Source organism: Bacillus sp. S2(2024), assembly GCF_050474045.1.
Classification (GTDB): Bacteria; Bacillota; Bacilli; order Bacillales; family Bacillaceae_G; genus Bacillus_A; species Bacillus_A yunxiaonensis.
In genome coordinates, this window is sequence record NZ_JBFLUS010000003.1 from 2,713,564 (window position 1) to 2,727,455 (window position 13,892).

Annotated in this window: 15 protein-coding genes and 1 pseudogene; 5 read left to right on the top strand and 11 right to left on the bottom strand. The window is 34.6% G+C overall.

Annotated elements, in window-relative coordinates; all coding sequences use genetic code 11:
• Nucleotides 1–6 precede the first annotated feature (6 nt).
• On the bottom strand, nt 7–1,524 hold the full coding sequence (hutH, locus tag AB1284_RS13625) for a histidine ammonia-lyase (protein ID WP_429748693.1): 1,518 nt from the start codon (nt 1,522–1,524) through the stop codon (nt 7–9).
• Nucleotides 1,525–1,631: 107 nt separating this feature from the next.
• On the bottom strand, nt 1,632–2,072 hold the full coding sequence (gene hutP / locus AB1284_RS13630) for a hut operon transcriptional regulator HutP (RefSeq protein ID WP_429748692.1): 441 nt from the start codon (nt 2,070–2,072) through the stop codon (nt 1,632–1,634).
• A gap of 215 nt (nt 2,073–2,287) precedes the next feature.
• On the opposite strand from hutP, the pseudogene AB1284_RS13635 reads away from it, so the two are divergent.
• Nucleotides 2,288–2,686: pseudogene (locus AB1284_RS13635) on the top strand (class I SAM-dependent methyltransferase); the annotation flags it as partial.
• Here AB1284_RS13635 and AB1284_RS13640 read toward each other — a convergent pair.
• Nucleotides 2,643–3,239, bottom strand: a complete 597-nt coding sequence (locus AB1284_RS13640; protein WP_429748691.1) for an AAA family ATPase — start codon at nt 3,237–3,239, stop codon at nt 2,643–2,645. The pseudogene AB1284_RS13635 and the gene AB1284_RS13640 overlap by 44 nt on opposite strands.
• Nucleotides 3,240–3,336: 97 nt before the next feature.
• Entirely contained in the window at nt 3,337–4,029 is a 693-nt protein-coding gene (locus AB1284_RS13645; RefSeq protein ID WP_429748689.1) for an aspartate/glutamate racemase family protein, read from the bottom strand.
• 256 nt (nt 4,030–4,285) lie between these two features.
• Between AB1284_RS13645 and AB1284_RS13650 the strand changes: the two genes are divergently transcribed.
• Together AB1284_RS13650 and AB1284_RS13655 are read left to right on the top strand one after the other, a co-directional pair.
• A complete protein-coding gene (locus AB1284_RS13650; RefSeq protein ID WP_429748688.1) occupies nt 4,286–4,585 on the top strand; it encodes a hypothetical protein in 300 nt (99 codons plus the stop codon).
• A gap of 101 nt (nt 4,586–4,686) precedes the next feature.
• Nucleotides 4,687–5,118 carry a DUF2621 domain-containing protein gene (locus AB1284_RS13655; protein ID WP_429748687.1) on the top strand — a complete coding sequence of 144 codons (432 nt, stop codon included), beginning with the start codon at nt 4,687–4,689 and terminating at the stop codon, nt 5,116–5,118.
• A gap of 84 nt (nt 5,119–5,202) precedes the next feature.
• Here AB1284_RS13655 and AB1284_RS13660 read toward each other — a convergent pair whose 3' ends face one another.
• Together AB1284_RS13660 and AB1284_RS13665 are read right to left on the bottom strand one after the other, a co-directional pair.
• On the bottom strand, nt 5,203–5,709 hold the full coding sequence (locus tag AB1284_RS13660; RefSeq protein ID WP_429748685.1) for a CcdC family protein: 507 nt from the start codon (nt 5,707–5,709) through the stop codon (nt 5,203–5,205).
• A gap of 79 nt (nt 5,710–5,788) precedes the next feature.
• Nucleotides 5,789–6,496, bottom strand: coding sequence for a cytochrome c biogenesis CcdA family protein (locus AB1284_RS13665; RefSeq protein ID WP_429748683.1), 708 nt, complete (start codon nt 6,494–6,496; stop codon nt 5,789–5,791).
• Nucleotides 6,497–7,039: 543 nt separating this feature from the next.
• Between AB1284_RS13665 and AB1284_RS13670 the strand changes: the two genes are divergently transcribed.
• Nucleotides 7,040–7,948, top strand: a complete 909-nt coding sequence (locus AB1284_RS13670) for an EamA family transporter (RefSeq protein WP_429748682.1) — start codon at nt 7,040–7,042, stop codon at nt 7,946–7,948.
• A 70-nt stretch (nt 7,949–8,018) separates the two neighbouring features.
• On the opposite strand, the gene AB1284_RS13675 is transcribed toward AB1284_RS13670, so the two are convergent.
• From AB1284_RS13675 to AB1284_RS13690, 4 genes are all read right to left on the bottom strand, one after another.
• Entirely contained in the window at nt 8,019–8,594 is a 576-nt protein-coding gene (locus AB1284_RS13675) for an FtsX-like permease family protein (protein ID WP_429748681.1), read from the bottom strand.
• Between the two features lie 168 nt (nt 8,595–8,762).
• A complete protein-coding gene (locus tag AB1284_RS13680; RefSeq protein ID WP_429748680.1) occupies nt 8,763–10,661 on the bottom strand; it encodes an FtsX-like permease family protein in 1,899 nt (632 codons plus the stop codon).
• Nucleotides 10,662–11,058: 397 nt separating this feature from the next.
• Nucleotides 11,059–11,964: an acetoin biosynthesis transcriptional regulator AlsR gene (gene alsR, locus AB1284_RS13685; RefSeq protein ID WP_429748679.1), complete on the bottom strand. Its 906-nt coding sequence runs from the start codon at nt 11,962–11,964 to the stop codon at nt 11,059–11,061.
• A 230-nt stretch (nt 11,965–12,194) separates the two neighbouring features.
• A complete protein-coding gene (locus AB1284_RS13690) occupies nt 12,195–12,596 on the bottom strand; it encodes an NUDIX hydrolase (protein ID WP_429748678.1) in 402 nt (133 codons plus the stop codon).
• A 139-nt stretch (nt 12,597–12,735) separates the two neighbouring features.
• On the opposite strand from AB1284_RS13690, the gene AB1284_RS13695 reads away from it, so the two are divergent.
• Nucleotides 12,736–12,942: a DUF3903 domain-containing protein gene (locus tag AB1284_RS13695; protein WP_429748677.1), complete on the top strand. Its 207-nt coding sequence runs from the start codon at nt 12,736–12,738 to the stop codon at nt 12,940–12,942.
• A gap of 322 nt (nt 12,943–13,264) precedes the next feature.
• Here AB1284_RS13695 and AB1284_RS13700 read toward each other — a convergent pair whose 3' ends face one another.
• Nucleotides 13,265–13,843: a DUF2238 domain-containing protein gene (locus tag AB1284_RS13700; RefSeq protein ID WP_429754268.1), complete on the bottom strand. Its 579-nt coding sequence runs from the start codon at nt 13,841–13,843 to the stop codon at nt 13,265–13,267.
• Between the last annotated feature and the right edge of the window lie 49 nt (nt 13,844–13,892).

The window sequence follows — 13,892 nt, forward strand, 5'->3', positions numbered from 1 at the left end:
CCCTTATTATAGTGTTGTATTTGCATTAATGCGGTCCATTGTCCAATTTGTTGTTCTTAACCAATGAGCCGTGTTTTCAATATCTGTTGAAAAAATACGATCATTTTTAATAGATGGTACGATTTGGCGAACTTGGTGATAAAACGCTTTCGTTTGCGTGCTCATTTGTTCAATACCGCGGTACTCAGCTGCTTGCATCGCACAAATTGTTTCAATTGCTAGCACGCGGCGTACATTTTGAATAATTTGATGTGCATGACGCGACGCAATTGTTCCCATACTTACGTGATCTTCTTGATTTGCTGATGATGGAATAGAATCTACACTCGCTGGATGAGCTAACGTTTTATTTTCTGAAACAAGCGCTGCTGCAGCATATTGCATAATCATCGCACCAGATTGAAGACCCGGTTCTGGACTTAAAAACGGTGGTAAGTCGTTTAGCTGCGGATTGACAAGTCTCTCAATACGACGTTCAGAAATATTTGCAAGCTCTGCCATTCCTACCTTTAGGAAATCCATAGCAAACGCAATTGGCTGTCCGTGGAAGTTTCCACCAGAAATTACTTTTTGACCTCCGTCAAAAATAAGCGGATTGTCAGTTGCAGCATTCATTTCAATTTCTAACTTTTCTTTCACATAATTCAACACTTGCCAAGATGCTCCGTGCACTTGTGGAATGCAGCGAAGTGAGTACGCATCTTGTACACGAAGTTCCCCTTGTTTCGTAACAAGTTTGCTATCATGAAGCACATTACGAATACGATTTGCAACTTCTACTTGCTCTTTATATCCACGTGCAAGATGAACATCTTCATCAAATGCATCAATAATGCCTTGTAATCCTTCAATCGTCATTGAAGCAATTAATTCCGCTTGATAAGCGATTGCTTCTGCTTCTAAATACGCTACAATCCCTTGTGCAGTCATTGCTTGTGTTCCGTTAATAAGCGCTAATCCTTCTTTTGCTTCTAATGTGATTGGTTCTAAACCTTCTTTTGTCAAAGCGATCATCGTGTGAACACGCTCGCCTTTATAAAACACTTCCCCTTCTCCTAGTAAAGCAAGAGCAAGATGAGAAAGCGGTGCTAAATCTCCACTCGCTCCAAGTGAGCCTTGCTGTGGAACAACGGGATGAATTTGACGATTCACAAGTTCAAGAAGCATATTTACAACAAGTGGTCTAACACCAGAAATACCCTTCAACATTGTATTTGCACGTAACACAAGCATAGCGCGTGATACTTCTTCAGAGAAAGGTTCCCCAACACCACATGCATGAGATTGGATTAAATTATGTTGAAGCGCTTTCACATCTTCTTTTTGAATTAGTACATCACTAAATTTTCCAAATCCTGTTGTAATGCCGTAAACTACTTTACCTTCTTCAACAATTTGTTCTACAGCTTGCCTACATTCTGTAACTTTTTGCATGCTATTTGGACAAGCAGTTACCTGCTCTCTTTCAAACAGTATTCGTTTCATTTCTTGTAATGTTAATGAATGTCCAGTTAACGTAATCATAATTTTCCTCCTTTTAAAAAAAGCAAAAGGGGACCTTATCTTTTTAAGACAGACTAATGTCCTAAAAAGTAAGGCCCCCTCTTAACTAATTAACTATGGGCAGTTTTTTATATGTGATTAATACCTAATCCAATCGCCTCATGCTCAGATCCTTTCACAGGCGCACCTATCGTACCATATAACGCCACAGCAACCCATTCGCCTTCTTTTTCACCGTCGTATGGTGTGCCGCGCACAATCGCAAATCGAAGCCCTACTGTACGAAGAACGTCTGCTAACTGAATCTGTCCTCTCGTTACTCCGTACAACGCTTCCATAATTGCATGGTAAAGCGCGTGTGTTTCTCTGTAAACGTCTGTTTGAATAACATGGTTACTACGTGCAGCTGTTTCCATTGCAGCAACAACTTTTTGCGAATTCATTGAACCAACTTTGCCCGTACAATATGTCCATCCTTTTGGAAGGGATAAAATCGGACTCTCGTGTTCCTCCGCAAGTGCAAGAAGCATCGCCATGCGACCAATTCGTTGTGTTCCATGAAGAAGCATGTGACTCTCTCTTTTCTTTTGAATTGTTTAAATATTTCTTAATTTAAGAATAAATGAAAACGTTTAAATCGTCAATGGTTTACTATAAAAATTTTAATAAAAAATATTTATCACACATTTTTTTACAAAAGTAACCTGCAATTGTGTACACAATTTGTTTACAGCAAAATTTGACGCATGCTATATTCTCTCTAACGGCTTAGAGGAGGAAGAAAATGGTCAAAAGAAAAGATATTCATTTTAGAATATGTAAAGACTTGCTAGAAAGATTTGATTCAGCTTTGGCATATGAAGGGCTTAACAAAACAGAAGTGTTAACGCATGCCATTCGAAATTTTTGTGTGCAAGTGGAATCTCAAAAGATGAATGATGTAAAACGGCAATATACAGTGAATGACCATCTGCAAGTACGAGTCGATACACATCTAAAATATGAAGAAAAACCAGTAGATTTAGATAAAATAGTAATCTCTCAATTGCAATTAACAGCACAAGAAAAAATATTAGACATTGGCTGTGCATCTGGAAAGTTTCTTATAACATTACAAAAATTTGGTCACCAAGGTCAGCTTACAGGGTTAGATCAATCCCCCACTTACCAGTCTCCTCTAACCATTTTGTAAAACAGTATTCCACTTCCTCTACTGACTTTGCATCTACATTCAAATACGTGACTGGAAATTGTTCATACCATCTTTTCTCTATTTCTATTAATTTTATTTGTTCTTCAAATGTACTTCGTTGTCTTACATCCAATTCTTTTCTTTTTTGTAGCACTTCTTTTGAAGCAATTAAATAAAAAATAGCCTGTGAACGACATTTCCGTAGCTCTCTTAATTCATCGGACATTTCTTTTTCAATATCCCAATCTTTCCCTATTAATTTCGGATAATACAATGTATAAAATTCAATATCTTCGGGTCCGCGATCAAAAATGGTAATACCATTAGGTAACTGCTGAAATTCTTCTATTTTCGCTTCAATAAAAAGTTTCTGATTTGCGATAAATCCTTCTTTTGTACCAATATCTAACTGCATTTCTTTCCTCTTTTGGACAATTGAATACGGATTTTCGTACACAATCCGTATTCCCTTTTGTTCTAACTTTTTTGCTAACGTTGTTTTTCCACTTGCCATAGACCCTTGTAATGATATAATCCCTCTCATTTTCTTCATCCTTTTTATTATTCTTTAAACCTATTATTCAAACAGTTTTTTGTTTAACCATTAATCCGATTGCTCCTTTAATTGTAGTTGGATCCCCTCAATCTTCTAAAGATTTATTAACAGCTTCAACAGCATGTATGAAAGCCGTATCAAATAATGGAACGCTAGAATCCTCTGGTTTTACTAATAATCCAATCTCTGTACAACCTAATATAATTCCTTCAGCTCCGTTATCAACTAAGCGTTCAATTACCTTTTTGTAGTAATCTCTTGATTTTTGACACACTTTCCCTAAACACAATTCTTCGTAAATCACTTTATTTACAATTTCTCTATCATTTTCATTTGGTACTATAACCTTTATACTATTGAATTCTAATCGTGATTTATAAAAATCTTGCTCCATCGTATATTTTGTCCCAAGTAAACCTACCTTGCTAATTCCTTTCTTTTTTACTTGATTAGCTGTAGCATCGGCAATATGTAAAATAGGAATATCGATTTTTTCTTTTACGTCATCTACAATTTTGTGCATCGTATTTGTGCATATAATAATAAAATCAGCCCCACCTTTTTCTAATGAAAATGCAGCTTCCCCCAACACTTCACCTGCTTGTTTCCAGTTATCCTCTGATTGATAACGTTCAATTTCTTCAAAATCAACGCTATATAAAAGACACTTTGCTGAATGTAATCCTCCTAATTTGTTTTTTATTTCTTCGTTAATAATCCGATAATACTCTACAGTTGATTCCCAGCTCATTCCACCAATAAGCCCAATCGTTTTCATAATTTTCCTCCCTACAAAAATCTTCTCTATTAATTATATGGAATTTTCAAAATTATAAGCAAGATACTTCTTACCTTGTTTCCTTTTTCCATCTGTCTTATAATAAAAAACAGAGATTAAATTGAACGTATTTTTCCGTTATGTAAGCTTGAAAAACCAAGCTTACATTATTTTTTGCTTTTCCTTTTCTTTTAAAAGGAGTATACTATATAGGAACATATGTTCTTTTTACTACATACAGTAAGGAGCTTGAACAATGGTATACGACACAAAGGTACGATCATGGAACGAAACATTGAAACAATTACAAAAGCGTTATACTGGAGAAGCAGTTGAAAATCGCAAGCAGTTTGAAGACATTGAACTTATGACTTTCTTTCAAAACAACGAATATATTGCCCTTCCTACACATATTAGCGGCTTATCAATAGCACGCTTTACTTCTTATTCTATTTTCACTACCGAGGATAAAAATCGCAAAGTTGGCACGCTAATCATCGAATATTTCGAAGATGATACAGAAACATTCCGAATTGAACAATTATACTTTGTATAAGAAAGCTTGGCCAATAGGTCAAGCTTTCTTGCTTTCTATGAATCTCACTGCTTATAATAAAAAAAAGAATCGGTTTCTAATAACATAAAGGGGGAATTATGTTGCTTGAAGGATGGTTCAGTTGGTTTATTGTCATATGGACAGTTATTTTACTAGGGCTCATGTCCATTGGTGGATACTTTATGTTCCGAAAATTCTTAAAACGATTACCGAAAGAAGATGGTATGTCCATTTTAGATTGGGAACAACATTATATCGATGAAACGAGGCATTTATGGAAAGCTGAGCAAAAAGCTTTATTAGAAGAACTTGTCAGCCCTGTTCCAGAGCTATTTCGCGACGTCGCTCGGTCTAAAATTGCTGGTAAAATTGGAGAACTCGCCTTAGAAGAACAAGCATCACAAATAACGGAAGATTTAATCATTAAAGGATATATTCTAGCAACTCCAAAACGGGATCATAAATTTTTAATTAAAAAATTAAAAGAAAAGCAAATTGACTACTCACGTTATCAATCATTGCTAGCCAATTGAGCTTCCCCGCACCTAATGCTTCGCGCTTGAGGTGCGGGGATGAATTACCATGTATGATAAAAACCTCAAGAATTCTTGAGGTTTTTACGTTAATTTCATATCGTTTTTATTATAAAAATCATCTTGTTTTTTCATTTCTTTTTGCAACTTCGTAAACGAACGATACATTGCAACGCGCCAAGATATAATCATAGCAAATGCAAGTAAGAAAAACATTCCACTTAATTGTCCTACATCAAGTGACTGACTTAAATATGATTTAAACGCAATGCGAACAACAAGTAGACCGATTAAAATAAAGACAAACGCTTTAGAACGTTTTAAATAAATCTCTTGTCCACGTATTTCAAATTTTGATGTTTTAATAAGAAAAATAGAAAAGATTAACCCTACAATAATTGCTTCTAATATTTCTTGTCCTGTTAGACGAAATTCAGGGAGAAGATACATAATTGCACCCGTACTCATAAAGATTGGTGGAAGTACAATTTTCTTCAAAGTAGCTGGTTTCTTTGCTGCTTTCAAACGAATAAACATGACTCCGACAGCCATACAAACCGCCATAATACTTGATAAAAGAGCTAAATTCATTCGTACTCACCCTTTATTTTGGAAATATAGTCTCATTATATGCTTTTCTTTTAGTATTGCCAGTTTTCTATAAAAAAAACTAAAATCCTTTAAATCCACCAAATAAATTCGAAAAGAATATAGTGATTTTTGTAAGACCATTAAAATAAAGTAATACACCCATTGCAATCATAATATAACCGCCAATTTTAACGAACGATGCACTATGCTTTTTAATCCAAGTCATTTTTGTAATAAAGAACGACAAAATAAAGAATGGAATTGCAAAACCAAGTATGTAAGCAATCATATATAACATCGCTGATTGTGGATTTGTCGCAGCAAGTGCAATAACTGACACTAAAATCGGTCCTGTACAAGGTGTCCATCCCGCAGCAAATGCGATTCCAATTAAAGTAGAGCCAAAGTAACCACTCGGTCTACTTTTAAATGTAATTTTTTTATCTTGCATTAAGAATGTTGGTTTAAACACCCCTGTTATAACAAGACCAAAAGCAACAATAAAAATTGCTCCTAATTGACGAATTAGATTTTGATAATCTACAAAAAATGTCCCTACAAAGCTTGTTCCAAAACCGATTGCAATAAAAATAATCGAAAACCCAATTAAGAAAAATGCTGTATGCAACATACTTCGTTTACGAAGCATGGCATTCTCCTCTTTTAAATCAGAAATAGACATCCCTGTTATGTACGATAAAAATGCTGGGTAGAGCGGTAAACAACATGGAGAAATAAACGATAAAAAACCTGCCCCAAACGCTAAAAAGATATTAATGTCTTGCATATTCCGCCTCCTCTCTTCTCATTTATTGTAGCAAAATTCACAGCGAATACCATGAAAAATTCATGAACTTACTATTATCACTATGAATATCGTAAAATTCTATTCGTAATATTGATATTTACTTTTTTATATAAAGTGAAACTTCCATCAGTCGGGAGTCTTACTGTCCGCGAATAGCAGGATAAATCCATTTTGATTTTTCAACATATAAGTCGCTGCTATGCATTAGATGCTTTTGCCCACCTAAAAAGAAAAAGGGTTTTATGTCGTTTTTTAATTTGGACTTATATATTTCACTTCATTTATTATTATAAAATATTTTTTTATAATGAAAGTTATATTCATATTCCTGTTATATTCTTCAGCAATATATCCCTCGTTTTTCATCATTATGCATAAATATCATACTTTTATTATTATTCTATAAAATGTCACACTTTTCTTTCAGTTGACCCTACATTTTTAATTTTGTATACTTCCATCTAGCTATATTTGTTCGTTTTGGAACATAGTTACTAATAAAATAGATTGGAGGAATATAGGGTGCTTCGTTATTCATTACTCGTTTTATTAGGAGCATGCAGTTACGGTATTTTAGCAATCTTTGTTAAATTTGCGTACAGTGAAGGATTTACACTAGGAGAAGTAATCGGAAGTCAATATTTGTTCGGATGGCTCATTTTACTTGCGATTACATTAGTAATCTCTAGGCATCGTGTACCATTAAAGCAAATGATTATTTTATTTATCGCAGGCACATCAGCCAGCTTAACAGGTATTTTTTATTACGGTTCCTTACAGACTGTACCAGCTTCTATCGCTATTGTTTTATTATTCCAATTTGTTTGGATCGGGATTATTATTGAAGCAGTTGCAACAAAGACATTTCCTTCTAGAGAGAAAATGATTTCTGTACTTTTCTTACTAGCTGGAACGTTTCTTTCAAGCGGATTACTCGAACAATCGGCAGGAAGTTTTGATATGAAAGGTATCTTCTTCGGATTATTATCAGCAATTGCATTTGCTTTTTATATTTTCGTGAGCGGAAGAGTGGCAGTAGAAGTCCCATCATTACCTCGCGGCGTATTGCTTATGGCAGGCGCGTTAACATTAGTAATGATTACTTTCCCACCAACGTTTATATACAATGGTGCACTTACAAATGGATTATGGAAATATGGGCTAGCATTAGGAACATTTAGTATTGTGATTCCCACCATTACATTTACAATCGGAATTCCCAAAATCGGTTCTGGTTTAGCTACAATTTTAGGTGCTGCTGAATTACCTGTTACAACAATCATGTCGGTAGTTCTTTTAAAAGAAGCTGTACTTACTTCACAATGGCTTGGTGTTGCGCTTATCCTTGTCGGCATTACAATTCCTCAAATTGCATATAAAATGCGCGGCCGATACACAAGACAGCATACACATAAAAAAGTGGCAGCATAAAATGAAAACCGGACTTCTCTAAGAAGCCCGGTTTTCATTTTATATTATGTTTAACATATACATCAAACATTCATAATTTGCCAGTCACTTCATTTGAATCTACACTACTCAATTGATACACACATCGATAACATTGTCCCGCTGTCAATAAAATAATCATAATAAATGAAATAACTGTATACAAAAGGCCATATATCGTAATCGGTGCACTGCTTATTCCGTGACAACCCGTTACTCTCAAAATAACAATAGTAAATAACTTTAAAAATAACATACCATGAAGAAGCCCTACTATAAGCCCTCCTCCCCCTATCATAAATTGCTCATAGCATAAAATAAGCCCTATTTGCTTTCTTTTCAGGCCAGTTAATCGATGCGATTGTAATTCTTTTTGTCGCTTTTTCATAAAACAAGCATGTACATACAGTATGAAAAGACATGAAAAACCGAGGGCTATTGTTGATCCATAATATAAAGAATTCATTAGTAACGATCTATGATTTATTGCCCCTACAACAGCTTTATTATATTGAATGGATACGAAAAGAAAATATACAATCACACTACAAGAAATAACAACAAAATGTTGTATACGTTCTACTGCATGCTCTTGTATATTTTTTCGTGCTAATTGAAATAACGACATAACAACTCCTCCGTACAACTTCCTATACTACAAATTAGTATATAAAATGATATGTGCCTTCGCATCGAACTCCAATAGGAATTATATCTAAGTCTTTAGACTTAGATTGAAAAATACATATTGTATTGACGATAAAAACAGCGATGTTACAAAGTAACATCGCTGTTTTTATCGCATAATTTGCTTTTTCAGTTGTAAAAAGTATCGTTTTTTTAATAGTAAAAAGTAACATGTATGAACGAATAAAAATACCCCCATAACAATAAGTGAAGAACGAAGAATCTCTGTTATGAATAATTTTTGCAACGTCATTAAAGCTACACTCGTATGTAAAACAGCTATGAGAATCGGAACAAAGAATAATGCTCCCATTTGTACAGTCATAATTCGTTTCATTTCGTCTTCGCCCATACCTAGTTTCATAAGCGATTGATAGTATTGTTTATCCGTTTCTAAATCAGTAAATAAACGAAAATATAAAAAGCTGACAGCAGATAAATAAAATATCACTCCGACAAACAAACCGATAAATAAAATAATGCTTGTCATTTGTTTAATCTCATTATAAGTTGTAATGCGTGATGAAAATTCATATTGCCCTTTTTGGTTTATTTGTTTCTCTAATTGCTCTGCTACTTGCGTCGTTTCTTCCCAGTTCTTCACTTCATACGCTGTATAACTTACTGTTTTTTGTCCCTCTGTAATCAATTGTTTCATTTCATTAGAAACAACAAGAATTTGTCCCGGAAATACAGCGCCGGAAAAAATATTATGTTGCAACACACGAGAAACATGAAATTGTGTTTCGCTTTCTTGTAACGTTACATCTGTTTCTTTAGAAGTATCAATAAGATTACTTTGTCCAAAAGAAGGGACACGAGCTATTTCTTTCCCTGTTAATGCCACCGTTTCATAACCAAGCTGCTTTGCAAATATATTATAATCAGCCTGACTCATAATAACCGCTGATTGCGTCTGATTAGAAATTGCTTGAAAACTCAACTTTGCACTGACCTTTTTATAGATAATTTTTTCCTTTTGAAAAGTAGCTTCAATTTCTTTTTCGTATTGTTCTTTCTGTGCTTGATGTTCATTATAAGTCATCAAACTAAAAGCAAATGGTATGTTATTCATCGTTTCATTCTTTTGTGCTTCTAAAAAAGCAGCAAACGTTCCAATGGCACAAAAAGAAACAGTCGACACAATCGTTACCATAAAGAACATACGTGCATTATCTTTCATGCGGTAGGCTAACATAGAAAAGGATAATAAATTTGTTTTCTTCCAATATATATGTTTCCATTGTTTTAAAAACCTTATGATAAATACACTAAGTTGTGAATATAAAAAGTAAGTACCAATAATTACAATTGTTGTAACAGGTAATAATAAAAACATGATAGTACCAGGTGTTGCTGCCATAGATAAAATATATCCAATTGCAATCAGACCTGCTGCAACTATAGATAATAAAATAGAAGCTTTCGGTTCAGGCTTGGGCTTCTTATTCCCTTTTAATAGCGCAATCACTTTTTTGCTTTGCACAAATAAACTTGTCATAAAAGCAACAATGAAAAACAATACCAAAAACACAACCGCTGTTAATTTCATAGCTTGCCATGGCATATAAAACGGCAAACTTTTTAAGTTCATCACTGTACTTGCTAACATGAAAAATAACTTTCCAAATAAACAACCGAAAGCAATACCGCTTATAAGAGCACTTATACCGACAATCATATTTTCAAAGAATATCATCCGAATCAATTGCCGCTTTGTAATACCATGAATAACAAAAATACCAAACTCTTTATTCCTAACCTTTAAAAATGAACTAACAGAGTAAAAAATAAAGAAAAAAGAAAAGAAATAAATAATGTATTCTGCAACAAGCATTCCTTGCCGCACAGCACCCGGAAATTCCTTACTTCCATAAATATCAGGATGAAAAATAAATAAAGCATATAAAAAGAAAATCATAACTGAAAATGCACTGCTTAAAAAATACGCGGCATATGCACGTATATTTCGACTAACGTTTTTAAACGCAAGTTGAGAAAACGTCATCTCTTTTCCCCTCCCACGCTTTTTCTATTTTTATCAAAATATGTATCTTCATGAGCATGACATCTCCTTATTCTTTCTTCTCTTTCACTATAATAAAAAAAGAATGAGGAAAACATCGAACTTCCTTACATGCTTCAGTACAGTCTTACAGTTTTGTCATTTTTCTCGTCATTTTATAAAGTGAAACTTCTATCAGCGGGGGATTCTTTACCCTCCACTTATCTTCTACGCTTCTCTCGGAATTTTGAGGTGGAGGTATTACTGCCCGTTCTTCTCCAGCCTTACCGCCCGTTAGTGCGGGATAACGTGAAACTTCCATCGGAGTGCCTTTTCTCAGATGGTTAGTTGAACCAATCGGGCTCTTACGGGCAGTTTTCCTTCCTGTTCTTCCGCAGTTTTACTGCCCGTTAGTGCGGGATAAATTCATTCTCCTTGCTTTCGCTATTTTCAAAAACTCTTGTAATTCTGGATTTATATTTGCCTTTCGATACGCAACCGCTAGTTCCGCCACAAAATTAGAATCACATATTTCTTTATATACAACTTCTGATTGATATAATTTATTTGCAGACACTGGTATTACCGTTATCCCAATTCCAGCGGCAACAAGTCCTACTACTGTTTGATACTCTGTTGCCTCTTGTACAATTTGCGGACTAAATCCTGCATCTCGGCATAAAGAGAGAATATTATCATATAATGTTGGCCAAACATTTCGAGAAATAAAAACAAAGGATTCTTTTTGCAAGTCTTCAATATATATTGCTTGTTTACTCGCAAGCGGATGTGCCTTCGGTAAACAAAGTGTACAAGGAAGATGTTGAACTGTTTCCAATTGTAATAACTGACTTGTAATAGGTGGACGCAGCATCCCGACATCAATTCGATTATCATGAAGTGCATCTACTTGTTCTGGTGTAGATAATTCATGCAGTACAACGGATACATTCGGAAATTTATTTCGATATTCTCGAACAATTGGCGGCAAAATATCATACATTGCTGAACCAACAAAACCAATAGACAGCGATCCAATCTCTCCTCTTTGTGCCCTCTGAGCAACTTCGACCGCTTTCTCAATTTGCGTAAAAGCTTTTTTCACTTCCTTTAAAAACAATTCTCCTGCTTCTGTTAACTCTACTCTTCGTTTCGTTCTTGAAAATAGTGTAACTCCCATTTCTTGTTCTAATTGTTGAATTTGTTGACTAAGCGGTGGCTGCGTCATCTGTAAGCGAGCTGCCGCTCTTCCAAAGTGAAGCTCTTCTGCTACAACAATAAAGTATTGTAAATGCCGTAATTCCATATAGAACACCCTTTTTTATTAATATATATAATAAATTAATAACATAAGAATTATATATTAGACAAATATTTTTAAAACGCCCTCAATGATGGAAAGCTCTCACCAATCGGGCTTTTACGGGATTTAAAAAAACGTATACAAGGGAGTCCTAATATACGTTTTCTTTTATCCCCTTCAATATTTAATTATCTCCCTTTATCCATTTTTGTATTTCCTGCCTCAATCATTTCCTAGCATATACACAACTGACACAACAACTCATAATCTTCCGGAAATGAAAGAGGAAGATTTTTAAGTTCTTGAAGCGGCTTCCACTCAATCCTATAAATCAATCCATCCGGATCTTGAATTTTTCTTTCTCCCCCTACTATTTTCACAACATAATAGTGAACTTGTACAGGAATATTGAATGTAACACCTATTTTTTCGTGCACTTTTTCAATAACTTCAACACGATACCCTGTTTCTTCCCATACTTCACGTATGCAACACTCTTCTAACGTTTCTCCTTTTTCTAGGCCACCTGAAGGTACAGACCAACGTTTTTCTTCTTCTGGCTTTCCTTGTAAGACCATTAATACTTCATTATTATCATTCATACAAATTGCTGCTGCTCCAATCCAACGCTTCATCCTCTATCCCTCCCATACATATTATTCTGTCTTTCACCTAATTTTTCCTCGAAAAAAGAGGAAGAAGCTTGTAATTTATCGAATACTTTTAGCAACTTCAAAGACAGCGCATTCCTAAAAAACAGAAAGGAAGGATTCTGTGAAAATTTCTAAGTATGTTGTGGATTGTGTGTTTTGTGAGGAAAATCGAGGAACACGACAAACATTAGTAACTGTTGCTGCTTCTTCTAACACATTGGCAGTTCAAAAAATAACTGAAGAATGTCAGCGCCGTTTTGGAAAAGCATTATTATTGAAAACAGAGATTGTAAAAGAGGACATCATTGCAGGAAAAAAAGAAAGCTGACCAAAATGGCCAGCTTTCTTTTTTCCGATTGTAAACGGAAGAAACATTTATGTTTTCTCCGTACACATTATCACATGAAGATTAGGGGCATCCTCTAGGAAATCGGGATTTTTTCCATTATGTACGTTCCATAATGGATATCGAACAATATTTTCCGTACAGGAAAAGAAATCAATCGAGTTCGCATTTTTAAAAAAGGGATAGGGATATTACCGGTAATACATCAAACATTCAAATGTTACATTTATTATAGTATAGTAATCTTCTTTATATGTGAAATATGTATTACATATATAATTAATATGTAATACATATTAATCTCTTATTTCATCTTTCTATCTTGTACATTTCTAAACAATAGTAGAGCTAAAATTGCACCTATTAGCGCTAAAGTCATATCCCACTGTGTATCCCATGGATCTCCTTGCGTACCTAAAAAGGCACTTGCTGCCGTTCCTGTCAATTTGGCAACTAAAAATTCAAGCAATTCATATAGTGCACTAAATGCTAGACACATAGCAATTACAAGGATTGATAACCATCCTCTCTTTTGAATTTCTACCACTCTAATGAGAACCTCACGTGTTAAAAGAGCAGGAACGAAGCCTTGCGCAAAATGACCTACGCGGTCATAATAATTTCTTTCTAAATGAAACGTATCGCGTAACCAGTTAAAGAGAGGTACTTCTGCATATGTATAACGTCCGCCAATAAGTAATATAAGCATATGAAGCCAAATCCAAACATACGTAAATGTCGTAAATCGAAAACGATGATATGTCGCCGCTAAAATCAATACAAGAATAATAGCCGGTAATACTTCTAGCCACCATGTAAACAAATCTTTCGGCTGTATTCCTGAGATAAATAAAGCGATCCAAAAACTAATAAATAATAACATATGTGAACGATGTATCGTCAAGTTCTCCTCCTCCTATAATTAAGCTATT